The organism is Mesorhizobium sp. P2_E7 (genome assembly GCF_056403855.1).
In genome coordinates this window covers 122448-137897 of record NZ_JBFUER010000006.1, presented here as the reverse complement: position 1 = coordinate 137897, position 15450 = coordinate 122448, and the positions used below count along the sequence as shown (strand labels likewise).

The following is a 15450-nucleotide window of genomic DNA, read 5'->3' as shown; positions in this document are numbered from 1 at the left end:
GAAGAAGTTACTTGAATGGCAAATGAACACGCCGATCAGCGCGGGTTCAAGGGCAGGCAGGCATTGGTGCGGCGGGCTCGGGACAATGAGCCGAAAGGAGAGGATGATGAATTTCTATACCAGCACCGCCGCGGCTCTCGCCGTCGCTTCGACCGTTCTGGCCGTTACCGGCCAGTCTCATGCAACCGCGTTCGCCGCTTGGCAAGTGGCTGGCGTGCCGTTCGGCGACACGCTCAACGTTCGCAAATATCCGTCCAACGCATCCCAGAAGCAGGCCGCTTATCCCAACGGGACGATCCTGCAGATGACCGGCAAGTGCACGGGAGGGCTCAACCTTCTGGAAATCGCCGGTCGGCCGCACTGGAAGCAGAAACAGGCAATTCGCTACCAATGGTGTCAAGTTTGGCACGACCCGGCGCAAAATGGCGGTTTTGTGGCTGGCTGGGTCTACGGAAAATATCTCGTTCCCTATTGAATCCGGTCTAAAGCAGGTCTTCCTTCGGCGGCGTCGTAAACACCTTGCAACTTCTGATTTTGTACGAATCCAGCAATTCAGCTATTCGAGCCTACAAAGCATAGGCCAAGCATCGCAATCCACTTTATGAGTCCTTGCTGATTTAGTGATGCATGACCCTACGTCATGCCAGTCCTGGTCCGACCAGAAAATATCGCGAAGTTACAGAGTGCACGAAAGATTGAAGCTGAAGAGCGACTATTCGATGAATATCGTTGAATATAGCGCAAGATGCGAATTGACTTACTTGGTCCGTAGGCTCATTAAGATGCCCGGACGCGAATCCATGAAGCTCTTCCCGCATGAAATTCGCGCCATGCCCGATCTCTCAAAAAGGGCGCAAACAGAAACATCTTTCGTTGGGGCCTGAACACCATGGATATCGTCGAAACACCTTCCCGAAATAGCGATGCGCTGATCGAGCTGACCGCCGATGTGGTCGCCGCTTACGTCAGCAACAATCCCGTGCCAGTTGGCGAACTGCCAAATCTTATCGCCGACGTCCATGCTGCTCTCGGGCGTGTGGGCGGAGCAAGCGAACAGCCTCCTGCCGACAAGCAGAAGCCTGCTGTAAACCCGAAGCGTTCTGTCCATGACGACTACATCGTCTGCCTTGAAGACGGCAAGAAGTTCAAGTCGCTGAAGCGCCACTTGATGACCCACTACGGTCTGACGCCCGATGAATACCGCGAGAAGTGGAATCTCGACGCCAGCTATCCGATGGTTGCCCCCAACTATGCCGCTGCCCGTTCGCAGCTGGCCAAGAAGATGGGCCTCGGCCGCAAGCGCAAGGGGCGGTAACACCGGCTACAGTTCGACAAGATCAACGGCGCCTTCGAGGCGCCGTTTTTTGTTTCCGGAATTAAGCGGTCTGCTTGAGTGCCATCTCGGCATCGCGCTTGATGCGCTTGACCATCGAGCGCAGACCATTGGCGCGCTGCGGCGACAGATGTTCGTCGAGGCCGAGCGACTTCAGCGTTGCCTCGGCGTCGGTTTCCAGGATCTGGCTGGCGGACCGTCCCGAAAACAACGCGAGCATGATGGCGACCAGGCCGCGCACGATATGGGCGTCCGAATCGCCGGTGAAGGTGATGGCGGGATCGGCGCCCGGCGCTCGGCTCGTGGTTAGCCAGACCTGGCTGACGCAGCCGGGCACCTTGTTCACGGCATTGCGTTCGGCGTCGGGAAATGGCGGCAGCGCTTCGCCGAGCTCGATCACATAGCGATAGCGGTCTTCCCACTCGTCGAGCAGGGAAAAGTCGTCGCGGATCGTCTGGATCGTCGTGGCCATTGCTTGGGATATAGTCATCCGCGGCTGCGGCGTCACGGAAAAAGAAGAAAAACACCGCAGGCGCCGAGAGGTCCGACCGGCCTGCGGTGTCGCTGTAGAGACAGCGGAAACGGTGTTAGTTCTTCGCCACCAGCTTGGCAGGGATGTTGACTGTCGCCGGCAGCACAACGTCCTCGGCGACGCTGCCGGTGGCCAATGAGGTGTCGGGCGACGTCGCGGGTTCGGTGCCCTTGTCGTCCAGCATGGCGGCGGCGATCTTGGCGGTTTCCCTGGCCCGGGCGGTGATCGTATGCATCGCCGACTTGCCGGTCTCGCAGACATCTGGCTTGCGCTCGCAAATGCCGGCGATGTCGCCGACCGCCTCGCGCGCTGCAAACAGTGCCTGGATCGGCCCAACGCTCTCGTGGCCGTTCTCGTCGGTGCCGACGCCCAGCGGCAGCGCTAGCAGCACCAGCGAAAACCAGAACGCCATTCTTATAAGAAAGCCCATCGAATTGCCCTCTCGTCCATGACCGGATCATGCCTCCATGCGCCATGACCTCTTTTATCTCAGCGACAATGACACATGAGGCGCAAAGGACGGCTTGCTCGCCCAGTGAAAATTTTCCTCAAATTTTAGGCAAATTCGAAACGAAGCATTTTGCAATCCATTGGCTTCAAATGCCGGCGATTCCCTTAATCATGCACTAACCATCTAAGCGATTGTTATGCATGGATATATCCGGGAGTGCTGGCATGCCGGCTCAGGATTTTGCCGCCGCGGGCACGCCTTTTGCCCATAACGCTCCGTTTACTATGGCCGCAAATGACGGTGCATTCCGGCGCCGGCGCCGCAATTTTTGCCGCAGGGCGGGCGTTGTTCCGGTCAGCCTTATTCATTCCTTAAACGCTGGATGCGAGTTTCAAACAAACAAAAACGACCTGCAAAGCAGGGGCTGTCACGACCGGGTGCGAGTGCGTTGAGTTGAGTTTGATAAAGGCCAGATATCTTGAACTGCCTGGCGCGCTGGCGGCTAGTTGCGAGCGCATGGTCCATCCGGCCATCGTCGGCCGCGAAGATCGCCTACGCCAGCGCCGCTTTATCGGCACCATGCTCGCTGCTCCATTCTTTGCCGCAGGGGCCGCGGTAACGCTGGTCACCTCGGGCATGGGCGCCGCAGTCACCGTCGCAACAATCTTCGCCGCCTTCGGTCTTTGCTGGTTCGCCGCCCTGCTGGTGGCGGCGTCGGGCAAGGTGGCGCTGGCCGCCCAGGTCGCGCTTGCCGCCGGCAGTCTTGCCCTTGCCGGCGTCATCGCGGCAGCGGGCGGCCTGGCGTCGCCGGTTGCGCTCCTGGCTCTGGCGCTTCCATTCGAAGCCTGGTGGATCGGCGGTTCAAGGCGCGCGGCTTTTTGGGGTGGCATCGCCGCCCTTGCCACAGTGCTGCTGCAGCCCTTCGTCGGCTCTGTCGTCCCGCTCGGCGCGGTGCAAGTCGCGGCGTGGCACTGGCTGCTGCCGCTGGCCTGGGGGCTGACGCTGACTCCTCGTCTTGCCGCCCTTGGCGATGCCGCTCGCGCGCAGCCCGCGCTCCTTCCAGGCGACCGCCTCGAAGACATGATCGACGCCGTTGTCCTGCATATCGCCCGGCATGGCGAAGTCCTGGATGCATCGGCCAAGGCGCGCACCATCCTCAAACTGCCGCCGGAACTGCTTTTCGGCGCCGGGCTGTTCGATCGCATCCATCTGTCCGATCGCGTTGCCTATCTGAGCGCGCTCGCCGACCTGCGCGATGGCGCCTTGTCGCGGCGGCTCGATCTTCGGGTAAGGCTGCCCCAGGACGGCAATGCTCCGATGGCCGACAATTACCGGCCATTCCAGCTCGAACTGGTTCGGGCCGAAGAGCAGCAGGAGACCTTCACCCTGCTGCTGCGCGAGAACGACGAAATCGCTGAACTGCGCGACGAGCTTGCCGCCGCCAATGAGGCGGCAGCGTCGGCCGAGGTGGCGAAAGGCCGCTTCCTGGCCGTGGTCAGCCACGAGCTTCGCACGCCGCTCAACGCCATCATCGGTTTTTCCGACATGCTGCTGCATGAGATGTTCGGCGGCTTCAAGGACCCGCGCCAGAAGGAATATGTCGGCCTGGTCAGGGATTCGGGCCAGCATCTGCTTGCCGTCGTCACCTCGATCCTGGACGTGTCGAGGATCGAGGCGGGCGCCTACGCGACCGAGCCCGAGCCGTTCCGCTTCATCGAAGCGGTCGAGATGTGCCAGTCGATGATGCAGCTGCAGGCCAATGCCAAGAACATCGACCTCCAGGCGCAGATTGCGCCTGACGCCGGCGAGATCAATGCCGACCGCCGCGCCGTGCAGCAGATCCTGATCAACCTCGTCTCCAATGCGATCAAGTTCACGCCGGACGGCGGCGATGTCGTCGTCGGCGCCAAGCGGATCGGCTCGCGGCTGCATTTCTGGGTCAGGGACACCGGCATCGGCATTGCCGAGGAGGACTTCGCCAATCTCGGCAAGCCGTTCATGCAGATCCAGAACGACTATACGCGCCGCTTCGAGGGCACCGGGCTCGGCCTGTCGCTGGTCAAGGGCCTGGTGGCCCTGCACGACGGCACGATGTCGATCGAGAGCATGCCGGGCGAGGGGACCACGGTCACGATCAGCCTGCCGGTGAACGGGCCGAAGGCGCGCGCGACGGACAGGAACGGCGTGCTGCCGATGCCCGTGACCAGGACGAAGGGCGACGCGAAAGGGGACAGGAATGGCTCGCTCCGCAAAACAGCCTAAGGCGGTCAAGCGCCGCAGCGGCGCTTTCGAGGCCGGCGTGATTGCGCTCGGCGGCGCGATCTCGCGCAATCCGGTCCTGGTCGGCGGCTCGACCGCCTTTCTGGTGACGCTGTTCTACGTTTCCGCCAACGCGCTTTGGTATCAGCCGTTTCCGCATGCCGGCGCCTTCTTCGCCACCCGCAGCATCGAGGGTTTTCCGCACCCCGGCACAGACGAACCTGAAACCACCATCAACATCCTGCGGCCTGCGCCCGTTAAGAGCGACCCGACGGTCGAGCAGGTGCAAGGCATCCTGAAGGACCTCGATTTCTACACAGGTACCGTCGACGGCATTTCGGGGCCGAACACCCACAAGGCAATCCAGGCCTACCAGCAGAAGGTCGGTTTGCCGGCATCCGGCGAAATCGACGCCGTCCTGCTCGACCAGCTCGGCGCCAAGCAGACGACGGCGGGGATCCCGCATCCGGCACCACGGCCCGTGGATATGGCCGCTGCTCCCGCTGCCGCGCCCGTGGCCACCCCCGCGCCCATTCCAGTCTCAGCACCGGCATCCGCCCAGGCGCCCGATCCCCGCATCGTCAAGATCCAGGCCGGGTTGAAGGCATTCGGCAATGACGACATGCAGCTCGACGGCGTCGTCGGCGCCCGCACCAAGGCCGCGATCAAGGAATTCCAGTCGCTGTTCGGTCTGCCTGAGACCGGCGAGCCCGACGAGGTCGTCTACGTCAAGATGCGCGAGATCGGCCTGACCAACTGACGAGGCGACCGCTCGCGGATCGGCGAAAATCCGGTTAAGACGCTGCGCATGTCGTCCGGAACCTTGCCATGCGCGTAACCACCGATCTTTGGGTGTCGGCCCTGCTGCGCCGTGTGTTCAGCGCTGGCGGCTTTGCGGCCATTGTCAAGCGTGGTGCGACCGAGGCCGGCACGGTCTTCGTGCTGTCGCGTGGCCGGCTCGGGGAAGTTTCCTTGTTCGGCCCGGCGCCGCAGACCAGCTACGATTCGGCCAAACCGGATGACCGGTTTTTTACGCTGCTCGGCGCAGGCGACGATGCCGCCGTGCAGGATGCCAGGCTGGAGCGCGAGAAAAAATTCGATCCCGATATCTGGGTGGTCGAGATCGAGGCCGGCTCGGTCCCCGTCGAGGAGCTTCTCTCCGTCAAGACGCCTTGAGGCTGGCCCCTAAACTGGCCTTGTCGCTGTCCGGCGCCTGGTCGGCGTTCGCGGCGGCGGGTGCATTGCCGCGCACCGATCGCGACAATGCTTCGGCCTTCCAACCGCGGAGCTTTTCGAGAGCGGCCTCGTGGTGCAGCAGCCGGTAGCGGTCGAGGAAGATGCGGATCGCCTGCGGGTGAGGGAATTCCTTGGGGTAGACGGCGACCGTGATCAGGAATGCCCTGTCCTCGCTGAGGTCGAGCGCCCGCAAGGCGGCTAGCAGCGAGACGTAGCTCGACTGCTCGGTCAGCGCCCGTGCCGTCGAAAAGTCGATGTCGAGCGCATCGGCGAGCGCGGTCTGGAAGAAGGCGGCGTTGCCGGTCAGCGCCGTCTCGCGCAGCTTGCCGTAGGTTGCTGAGCCGACGAAGGGATTGGCAGATGTCGCTTCGCCCTCGGCGAGCATCATCGAGCGTAGCCGGCGCCTGGCGCTTTCGGCAGCACTGCCCGGCAGTTTTGGCGGGCTGGGAGCGGCGGGAGCGGATTCGGCGCTGTCGCCCGCCACTTGGGCGACCGGCTCGGGCTGTCGCACCCGAACCAGCGTCGGCTTTTCCAGCGCCTTGATCAGTTGCGCGATGGTCGGGTTCAAATCCCTCCGGCGGGCAATGGCGCGCGCATGCGGCAGCCCATGGCGCCCGATCAGCGCAATCAGGTCGATATCGCTCAAGGCGCGGGAACGGACAATCAAGGGCGCGCAGACATCGACCGGCTCCTCGCAAAGCCGCCGCACCAGGGCAGTCGGCGCATATTCGCATTCGGAAAGGGCGGCGGCGACATAGCGGCGCGATTCGATCGACACGCTGTCAAACAGCGGCAGCGTCAGATCCTCGAGCTGAGCGATCTCGCGACGCGACGGGCGGGTCAGCGAGCAGAACGCCGAAACCGCGGCGCGAAACAGCCTTTCGGCTTTTCCCGACTCCGTTCGTATAGCGATTTGCCTGAAATCCGAAGCTGACACGGAAGATACGCCCGATACTCGACACGACCCGCCATGCTCAACCGCAACAGTGTCGGTTTCGCGTGAGGCCTGGAACAAACATCAAATTAGCGGCGATCCGTTAGCGCTCCGTTAACCCTCTGCCTGCCTTAATCACATTTGGAGGCGTTGCGTTGTGCTCCGGGGCAACCGAGAGGAATACGCGAACCATGGGCATGGTACTGTCTTTTGTGCCGCGACGGGCACCAGTCAATCGAGCAGTTCAGGACACCGGTACGCCGGCGGCGGTGATCATTTTCCCCGGCGTCCGCTACGAGCATCCGCCGGTGGCGGGCGGGGCGCGGCCAGCCGGTTCGGACAAGCCAGGCACACCAAACATGCCTGTTCCGCACCACTGAGCCGCCTCCTGATCAGGGGCTGAAATCAGTAGTCCTGCAGCTCGCAGGAACTCTGGTCCAGGAACTGCGACACAACCGGCTTCCAGCTGTCGTCAGGCACGAAGGCGCGGATGACGAAGATGCCTTCCTCGATCGGCGCTTCGACGAATATCGCCCCTTGCAGATCCTCCGGCAACTCCCGGCGCACGTCGATCATCTGCGCCGGCGTCAGCACCACGGTGTCGAGCTTGTTGCCGGTTGCTGTGTGGTCGTTGAAGGAATAGAAATTGTGGCCGTTGCGGTCGTAGACCGAGACCGACCAGAACGGCACGCTGCCCGGCGCCTTGATCCGCACAATGCCTTCGGCAAGGTCGAAACGGCAGGCGGCGGCGTAAAACAACGGATCGACCGACTTCACCACCGGTGCGCCGCCGGCCTCGGCGTCGAGCCTGGTCATCTTGTAGAGGTCGGACGCCATCGCCAGCCGTGACCAGGCGTCGCGCTCGGTAAACTCCGGCACCAGCAAAAGCACCACGATGTGGACGATGCCGGCGCCGAGCAGGCCGAGCAGGATGGCGTGCAGCAGCCTACGCATTGCAGCCAGCCTTGACGATGCGCGGCAGCGCCACGTCGGAAAGGCCTGTGCTTGAGGCGATCGGCGTGTCGTAGAAGGTGAGCACGAAATACATCCGGCCAAAGCCTTCGGTCAGAAGCCAGTTGCCGGGCGCCGGGCGGTTGCCGACAGAAATGATCACCGAATTGTCGGGCTGGCGCAGCACCTGGTAGGATTGCAGCGCCGCCAGGCGCGGCTTGCCGGTGTCGACCACGCCGAGCGACTGATCGGCGGCATAAAGCGTCCAGAACCGGGCGGTGGGGAAACTGCCTTCGATCCTGTAGTCGCATTGCCGCTGAAGCTCATCGCCGGCCGCGTCGCGTTCGGCGATGAAGGACAAGCCTTCCGCCTTGCCGAGCGCCAGCACGCCCTCGCGCGCCACGCGCGCCTTCGAATAGGGGTCGGCATTTTGCGTGCCGATCTCGGGGAAGGCGGTCCATTGGCCGATGCTGATCGCGCCGACGCCGCTCTGCGCCTGCAGCGCATACCAGACGCTGCCGCCGCCGCCGCCGATGGCAATGGCAAGCGAAAGCAGCGTGAAGAAGGCGGTCTTGAGCATGAAGAACCGGGACGAGAGAACTGTCGTTCGGGGATATAGCGGGGCAGGCCGTAGAGCAAGCGGGGCTGTGGAATGGCGGATCAGAGCGCCGAGAGGGTCTCCGGCGCCGATGGTGCGCTGAGCACCGGTGCTGTCTGGAACACCTTGGTCATCTCGCGCAGCGTCTGCGTCGTGCGGCTGGACAGCACCGGCGGGCGCTCGGCAGCGGCATCGGCGGCCGCCTGGTCGGCATTCTTCTTCTCTGCCTCTTCAGCCTTGGCGGCGATCTCTTCGTCGACGAAGGGCTTGTCGAGACCGGGTATCGGCTTCAGGTCGATGTTCTGGTGCGCGTAGACCATCAGCCGCTGCCACACCATTGCCGGCAGCGTACCGCCGGTCATGTTGCGGGTTGGGGTGAAGTCGTCATTGCCGAGCCACACGGCGGCCGTGTAGTTGCCGGTGAAGCCAACGAACCAGGCGTCGCGGTAGGACTGCGTCGTGCCCGTCTTGCCGGCAACGACGATGTTGGGCAGCTGCGCGCGCCGCGCCGTGCCGATGGCCGGCACCGCCGCCAGCATGGTGTTCATGTATTTCAGCGCCTGTTCGGACAAGACGCGATGCGGCGCCGCCGCATCCTTGGCCCAGTCGTAGACCACCTCGCCGGTGCGGGTGACGAGCTGGGTGATGCCGTGGCGGGACCCGGCGAAGCCGTCCTGCGCGAACACGCTGTAGCCCGTCGCCTGGTCCATCACCGTCATGCCCGACGTGCCGAGCACCATGGTCTTGTGCGATTCCAGCGGCGATTCCACACCGAATGATTCCGCCATCGCCTTGATCGGGCCGATGCCGAGATAATCCTTGGCCAGCCGCACCGGCACGGTGTTGATCGATTTGGCGATCGCCGTGATCAGCGTCACATTGCCGGCCGAGCCGCCATTGTAATTGTGCGGCGACCAGCCGCCCCAGCTGATCGGCCCGCCCGAGACGACGGAGTCGGGTGTGAAGCCATGCTCCATCGCAGTGGCGTAGACGTAAGGTTTGAAGGACGAACCGGTCTGACGCAGCGCCTTGGTGGCGCGGTTGAACTGGCTGGCGCCATAGTCGCGGCCGCCGACGATGGCGCGCACCGCGCCATTGGTCTCGATCACCACCACAGCGCCTTCGGTGACGTTGTATTCCTTGCCGAACTGGCGGAGGTGGAATTCGACGGACTCTTCCGCCGCCTTCTGGATGTTGGCGTCGAAGGTGGTGTGGGCGACCAGCGAATGCTGGCCGGGCTTGGCGATCTTCTTGACCTCGTCGAAGGCCCAGTCGAGGAAATAGTCCGGGCTCTTCTGCTCGCCGCGGTCGACGATCTCGGCTGGATGCAGCCTTGCCTGCAACACCTGGCCTTCGGTCATGAAACCGGAATCGACGAGGTTCGACAGCACCACATTGGCGCGGGCACGGGCAGCCGGCAGATTGATGTGCGGGGCGTATTTGGTCGGCGCCTTGAACAGGCCGGCCAGCATCGCCGCCTCGGCGAGGTTCAGATCCTTGACGCTCTTGCCAAAATAGAAATCCGCCGCCGCCTCGATGCCGAACGTGCCGCCGCCCATATAGGCGCGGTCGAGATAGAGCTGCAGGATCTCCTTCTTCGACAGATTGGCCTCCAACCACAGCGACAGGAAGGCTTCCTTGATCTTGCGCTGCAAGGTCCGCTCATTCGACAGGAACAGGTTCTTGGCCAGCTGTTGGGTGATGCTGGAGCCGCCCTGGACGACGGAATTGGCCCGCACATTCTCGAAGATGGCGCGCGACAGGCCGAGCACGTCGATGCCGTAATGCTCGAAGAAACGCCGGTCCTCGGTCGCCAGCACCGCCTTGATGACATGGTCCGGCATCTCGTCGACCGGAACGGAATCGCGCTGGATGATGCCGCGCTGGCCGATCTCGTTGCCGTAGCGGTCGAGGAAGGTGACGGCGAAATCGCCCTGGCTGCGCCAGTCGCCCGTGGTGATCTGGAAGGCCGGAATGGCCAGCGCCAGAAGCACGACGAAGCCGCCGGCGCCCATGGTGAAACCTTCGCTCAGCACTTCGATGATGCCGCGCCGCCAGCCGGTGACGCGAAAGCGTCGCGAAAAAATGGTTGCCGATTCCCAGAACTGGCCGGCCTTGAAGCCGATCTCGTAGAGCGAGGAATCGATCCACGCATCCACCGCCAGCAGTGCGGCGGCGATCGGACCTCTCCTTCTTGGACGTCGTTCTAAAGGACTGGCCATTCCCGAAACTCACCCCACCACGACCTGAAGACCGCAAGCGGGCAATTTCAGGGCGGGCACACCCGGCGAAGACTATTCATCCATTTCACCCGGCTCACAAGGGCAGCCGGGCCACACCGCACGGATTGTTGAGCATGGGCATGCTGGCCGATATCAGCGCGCGGCGATGAAGTGCATGAAATGAGCGACATCCGCGTCGCTCGGCTCCTGTCCGGTGAAGGCGCGCAGATAGGCGGCGAGATGGCTGACGCGCGCCTCGACCGGCTCCTTGAGGTCGAGCACGTAGTATCCGATCTGCATGTAGTAGAGCACACGCGCCCGGATGAAGGCGTCTTCTTCGTCATAGCCGTGGCCGCGATACATCTCGCGGATGGCGCCAAGACGGTCGTTGTCGGCCTGGTCGATGGCGGCGCGAACATCGTCTGAGCGCCGTGCCCATTCGCGGACGGCAAAATCGAGCCTGGGATCGAACAGGCGCTCGTCGGCCCAGCATTCGAACACGTTCATAACGCCCATAATGATGGTTGCGGCCGGCCGCCCGGCGCGCTCGACGATCGCCTTGGTGTTGGTGTCATGCCAATGGGCGAGCAACTGGTCGAGCAGGTCCTGGCGGCTCTGGAAATACCAGTAGAAGCTCGAGCGCGAGACGCCGAGCTTCTGGCCGAGCGTCAGCACCCGCACGCTTTCGATGCCATCCGCGATGAGGGTCTGCAGCGCCAGATCGATCCAGTCCTGGCGCGTCACCTTGATGTTGCCGGGTGCCGGCTCGGCCTGCGGAGCAATCATGATCATGGACCCACAAGTGCCATGGCGCTGAATTCTGCGCAAGCTCTGGACATAAGTGTCTAGACACATGTGTCCAGTATATGTATCGTGTGGGCATCCAACGAGAGGGAGAGGCTCGTGAAGTCACATTATCGGGCGGTCGTCATTGGAGGAGGCGTGGTCGGCGCCTCGGTGCTATATCATCTGGCGCGCTTCGGCTGGAGCGAGGTGGCGCTGATCGAACGTGCCGAGCTGACCGCCGGTTCGACCTGGCACGCCGCCGCAGGCTTCCATGCGCTCAACGCCGATCCAAATGTCGCAGCACTTCAGGACTACACGATAAAACTCTATCGCGAGATCGAGGCCGAGTCCGGCCAGAATGCCGGCCTGCATATGACCGGCGGCGTCAACATGGCGAGCGATCCTCAGCGCTGGGAGTGGCTGAAATCGGCCTGGGCTGTGTTTCAGTCGGTCGGCATCGAGACCGCGCGGCTGGTGACGCCGGAAGAGATCAAGGCGATGTGCCCGATCGTCGATGTCAACGGCGTGTTGGGCGGCCTCTATGATTCCAACGAAGGCCATCTCGATCCCTATGGCACCACGCATGCCTATGCAGGGGCCGCGAAAAAACGTGGCGCCGATGTCATCCTGCGCAACCGGGTGCTCGATCTGAAGGCGCGCGCCGATGGCGGCTGGGATGTGCTGACCGAACAGGGCCCGATCATTGCCGAGCATGTCGTCAATGCTGCAGGTCTGTGGGCCAAGCAGGTCGGCCGCATGGCCGGCGTCGAGCTGCCGGTGACGCCGATGGAGCATCACTACTTCGTCACCGAGGACATTCCGGAGGTGGCCGCGCTCGACAAGGAGCTCGGCCTCGCAGTCGATCTCGACGGCTTCTCTTATCTGCGCCAGGAGCGCAAAGGCGTCCTGCTCGGCGTCTACGAGCAGAACCCGAAGCACTGGAACATGGACGGCGCGCCGTGGGATTACGGCATCGAACTGATCCCGGAAGACATCGACCGCATCAGCCCCGAACTCACCAAAGCCTATGAGCGCTTTCCGTGCCTCGCGCACGCCGGCATTCGCAAATGGGTCAACGGCGCCTTCACCTTCACGCCCGACGGCAACCCGCTCGTCGGCCCGGTGCGCGGCCTCAAGAACTACTGGGTCGCGTGCGGCGTCATGGCCGGCTTCAGCCAGGGCGGCGGCGTCGGCAAGTCGCTGGCCGAGTGGATGATCCATGGCGAGCCGCAAGCCGACATCTTCGGCATGGACATCGCCCGTTACGGCGCCTTTGCCGCCAACCGCGACTATCTCAAGCAGACAACGCGCCAGTTCTATGCCCGCCGCTTCGTCATGACCTTCCCCAATGAGCGCCTGCCCGCCGGCCGGCCGTTGAAGCGCCCGGGCGCTTATGACGGCATGAGCGCTGCCGGCTGCGAATGGACGGCTTCCTGGGGGCTCGAAATCCCCGCCTATTTCGCGCCGATCGGCTTTCGCGAGGAGACGACGCTGAAGCGCTCTAACGCTTTCGACATCGTCGGCGACGAGGCGTTGCAGGTGCGCCGCGCCGCGGGCCTCGTCGATACCTCGGCCTTCTCGCGCTATGCCGTATCGGGGCCGGGTGCGGAAGCCTGGCTCGACCGGCTGCTGGCGTCGAAACTGCCGAAGCCGGGGCAGGCGAGGCTGGCGCCGATGCTTGGTCCGGACGGCAGGCTGAAGGGCGATCTCACCGTGCTCAATTGGGGCGGTGGCGAATACTGGCTCATGGGCTCCTACTATCTCCGGGAATTCCACATGCGCTGGTTCGAGGCGTATGCGGCGCAAGGCGTCTCCGTCGCCGACATCTCCGACACCGTCAGCGGCTTCCTCGTCACCGGCCCGAACGCGCGGGACATCGTGGCGCGAACCACGCACCAGGATGTCTCGGCAGGCGCCTTGCCCTTCATGGCCTGCGGCCGGTTCGACATCGGCATGGTGAGCGCTCGCGTGGCGCGGCTGTCGATCGCCGGCGAGCTCGGCTTCGAGATCAATTGCCCGGCCGTCATGCATGCCGCCTTGCGCGAAACCCTGCTCGCCGCCGGCGCAGATCTCGGCCTGGCGGAAGTCGGTTTCTATGCGCTCAATGCGCTCAGGCTGGAAAAGAGTTTTGGCATCTGGTCGCGCGAATTTACGCAGGCCTACACACCGGCGCAAACCGGCCTCGATCGTTTCATCGCCTTCTCCAAGGGAGATTTCATCGGCCGCGAGGCTGCGTTGAAGGAACGCGATACCGGTGTCCGGCGACGGATCGTGACGCTGGAGGTCGATGCCGTCGATGCCGACGCCAGCGGCTTCGAGCCGGTCTGGCATAAGGGCCGGCGCGCCGGTTTCGTCACCTCCGGCGGCTATGGCTACACCATTGGCAAAAGCGTCGCGCTGGCGTTGATGAACGACGGTTTCGCCGGCGATGGGACCGAGCTTTCGGTGCACATTGTCGGCGTCGAGCGTCCGGCGCGTGTCATCGCGGCTTCACCCTACGACCCCGACGGCAAGGCAATGCGGCAATGAGGAGAGGTGGCCATGGTCGATGATGTCATAAGGGAGACCAGGCGCGAGCGCCGGCGCGGGCACACCGGCGAGGCCGGCAGCGGGTCGAGCCGCCACCCGAATTATCGTTCGCTCAAAAACCCGTTCCTGCCGCAGCCGGTGTTTTCGGACGATCGCGTCGCCGCCATCCACGACACGGCGCTGCGGGTGCTGGAAGAGCTCGGCATCAAGGTGCTGCTACCCGAGGCGCGCGCGATTTACGCGAAAGCCGGTGCGCTGGTCGATGAGGACAGCCAGATGGTGCGCATCGGCCGAGACATCGTCACGGCCGCACTGGCCTCGGCGCCAAAGTCGATCCCGGCGCTGGCCGGCGACCGCAGCCGAGACCTCACGCTCGAACTCGGCTCGATGACATTCCTGGCCGGCGCTGGCGCGCCCAACGTCACCGATCTCGAACGCGGCCGCCGGCCGGGAACGCTCAGCGCCTTCGAGGAATTGACCAAGCTCATCCAGCATTTCGACGTACTGCACATGCTTTGCCCCTGCATCGAGCCGCAGGATGTCGACAACCGTTTACGCCACTATGCCGTCAATCGCGCGCAGTTGACGCTGTCCGACAAGTTCCCCTTTGTCTTCGCTCGTGGAACGCCGCAGGTCGAGGATGGGTTTGAGATGATCCGGCTGGCGCGCGGGCTGTCAGAGGATGAATTCCGCGCTGGCGCCCATTGCTACACCATCATCAACACCAATTCACCGCGCCAGCTCGACATTCCGATGGCGCAAGGCATCATCGACTTCGCCCGCGCCGGGCAGGTCCTGGTCGTCACGCCGTTTTGCCTGGCCGGGGCCATGGCGCCGATCACGGTTGCCGGCGCGCTGACGCTGCAGCATGCCGAGGCGCTGGCCGGTCTGGCACTGGCGCAGGTCGTACGCCCGGGCGCACCCGTGCTTTACGGTTCCTTCTCCTCCAATGTTGACATGAAGTCGGGCGCTCCGGCATTCGGCACGCCCGAACACGTCAAGGCGACACTTGGGGCCGGCCAATTGGCGCGCTTCATCGGCCTTCCCTGGCGCTCGGGTGCCGGCAGTGCCGCCAACATTTCCGACGCGCAGGCAGCTCATGAGTCGCAGTTCGCCCTTTGGGGTTCGGTGCTTGCCGGCGCCACCGTCTGCATCCACGCCGCGGGCTGGCTGGAGGGTGGCCTGAGTGTCTCTTTCGAGAAGCTGATCACCGACATCGAGGCAGTGCAGTCGATTGCCGAGCTTTGCGCGGCAACTCCCGGTGACGACGACGCGATCGGTTTCGAGGCCATCGCCGAAGTCCAGCCGGGTGGGCATTTCTTCTCGGCCGGCCACACCATGGCGCGCTACCGCACCGCCTTCTACGAGCCGCTGGTCGCCGACTGGTCGAATTTCGGCAACTGGACGCAGTCCGGTTCGAAGTCGGCCACCGAACGCGCCACCGGCATCTGGAAGCGGGTGCTTGCCGACTTCCAGCCACCGGCTTCGGCGGCTGCTACATCAGGTATTCTCGATGAATTCATAGCGCGGCGCACCGAACAGGGCGGGGCAGCACCGGTCTCGTGAAACGAACGCAACCGGCAATGATAATCTACTGGGCCGCCGGGATATTGACCGGG

General features: G+C 63.6%; 14 protein-coding genes. 7 read left to right on the top strand and 7 right to left on the bottom strand.

The window, feature by feature from the left end; genetic code table 11:
• Positions 1-103 precede the first annotated feature (103 nt).
• Together AC1DYC_RS26315 and AC1DYC_RS26310 are read left to right on the top strand one after the other, a co-directional pair.
• Positions 104-475: an SH3 domain-containing protein gene (locus AC1DYC_RS26315; protein ID WP_477302934.1), complete on the top strand. Its 372-nt coding sequence runs from the start codon at positions 104-106 to the stop codon at positions 473-475.
• A gap of 414 nt (positions 476-889) precedes the next feature.
• The gene (locus AC1DYC_RS26310; protein ID WP_023673680.1) at positions 890-1315 is read left to right on the top strand and encodes a Ros/MucR family transcriptional regulator; all 426 of its coding nucleotides are present in this window, start codon (positions 890-892) and stop codon (positions 1313-1315) included.
• A gap of 61 nt (positions 1316-1376) precedes the next feature.
• Here AC1DYC_RS26310 and AC1DYC_RS26305 read toward each other — a convergent pair whose 3' ends face one another.
• Together AC1DYC_RS26305 and AC1DYC_RS26300 are read right to left on the bottom strand one after the other, a co-directional pair.
• The gene (locus AC1DYC_RS26305; RefSeq protein WP_477302932.1) at positions 1377-1805 is read right to left on the bottom strand and encodes a SufE family protein; all 429 of its coding nucleotides are present in this window, start codon (positions 1803-1805) and stop codon (positions 1377-1379) included.
• Positions 1806-1920: 115 nt separating this feature from the next.
• Positions 1921-2295 carry a DUF5330 domain-containing protein gene (locus AC1DYC_RS26300; protein WP_477410655.1) on the bottom strand — a complete coding sequence of 125 codons (375 nt, stop codon included), beginning with the start codon at positions 2293-2295 and terminating at the stop codon, positions 1921-1923.
• 537 nt (positions 2296-2832) lie between these two features.
• On the opposite strand from AC1DYC_RS26300, the gene AC1DYC_RS26295 reads away from it, so the two are divergent.
• From AC1DYC_RS26295 to AC1DYC_RS26285, 3 genes are all read left to right on the top strand, one after another.
• The gene (locus tag AC1DYC_RS26295; protein ID WP_477410706.1) at positions 2833-4578 is read left to right on the top strand and encodes a PAS domain-containing sensor histidine kinase; all 1746 of its coding nucleotides are present in this window, start codon (positions 2833-2835) and stop codon (positions 4576-4578) included.
• The gene (locus AC1DYC_RS26290; RefSeq protein WP_477410654.1) at positions 4553-5335 is read left to right on the top strand and encodes a peptidoglycan-binding domain-containing protein; all 783 of its coding nucleotides are present in this window, start codon (positions 4553-4555) and stop codon (positions 5333-5335) included. Before AC1DYC_RS26295 ends, AC1DYC_RS26290 begins: the two co-directional genes overlap by 26 nt.
• Positions 5336-5403: 68 nt before the next feature.
• Positions 5404-5751 carry a DUF1491 family protein gene (locus AC1DYC_RS26285; protein WP_477410653.1) on the top strand — a complete coding sequence of 116 codons (348 nt, stop codon included), beginning with the start codon at positions 5404-5406 and terminating at the stop codon, positions 5749-5751.
• Here the strand turns inward: AC1DYC_RS26285 and AC1DYC_RS26280 are convergent.
• The 5 genes from AC1DYC_RS26280 to AC1DYC_RS26260 form a co-directional block, all read right to left on the bottom strand.
• Positions 5738-6748: a hypothetical protein gene (locus AC1DYC_RS26280; protein WP_477410652.1), complete on the bottom strand. Its 1011-nt coding sequence runs from the start codon at positions 6746-6748 to the stop codon at positions 5738-5740. The genes AC1DYC_RS26285 and AC1DYC_RS26280 overlap by 14 nt on opposite strands.
• Before the next feature lie 402 nt (positions 6749-7150).
• A complete protein-coding gene (locus AC1DYC_RS26275; protein ID WP_477410651.1) occupies positions 7151-7699 on the bottom strand; it encodes a DUF1254 domain-containing protein in 549 nt (182 codons plus the stop codon).
• A complete protein-coding gene (locus tag AC1DYC_RS26270; RefSeq protein WP_477410650.1) occupies positions 7692-8276 on the bottom strand; it encodes a DUF1214 domain-containing protein in 585 nt (194 codons plus the stop codon). The genes AC1DYC_RS26275 and AC1DYC_RS26270 overlap by 8 nt, the downstream gene beginning before the upstream one ends.
• Before the next feature lie 80 nt (positions 8277-8356).
• Positions 8357-10516: a transglycosylase domain-containing protein gene (locus tag AC1DYC_RS26265; protein WP_477410649.1), complete on the bottom strand. Its 2160-nt coding sequence runs from the start codon at positions 10514-10516 to the stop codon at positions 8357-8359.
• Between the two features lie 153 nt (positions 10517-10669).
• Positions 10670-11308 (bottom strand): TetR/AcrR family transcriptional regulator, encoded by a 639-nt coding sequence (locus tag AC1DYC_RS26260; protein WP_477302461.1) that lies wholly within the window; start codon positions 11306-11308, stop codon positions 10670-10672.
• Between the two features lie 111 nt (positions 11309-11419).
• Here AC1DYC_RS26260 and AC1DYC_RS26255 point away from each other — a divergent pair, with 111 nt between their 5' ends.
• Together AC1DYC_RS26255 and AC1DYC_RS26250 are read left to right on the top strand one after the other, a co-directional pair.
• The gene (locus AC1DYC_RS26255; RefSeq protein WP_477410648.1) at positions 11420-13831 is read left to right on the top strand and encodes a GcvT family protein; all 2412 of its coding nucleotides are present in this window, start codon (positions 11420-11422) and stop codon (positions 13829-13831) included.
• A 12-nt stretch (positions 13832-13843) separates the two neighbouring features.
• The gene (locus tag AC1DYC_RS26250; RefSeq protein ID WP_477410647.1) at positions 13844-15397 is read left to right on the top strand and encodes a trimethylamine methyltransferase family protein; all 1554 of its coding nucleotides are present in this window, start codon (positions 13844-13846) and stop codon (positions 15395-15397) included.
• The last annotated feature ends 53 nt before the right edge of the window (positions 15398-15450 follow it).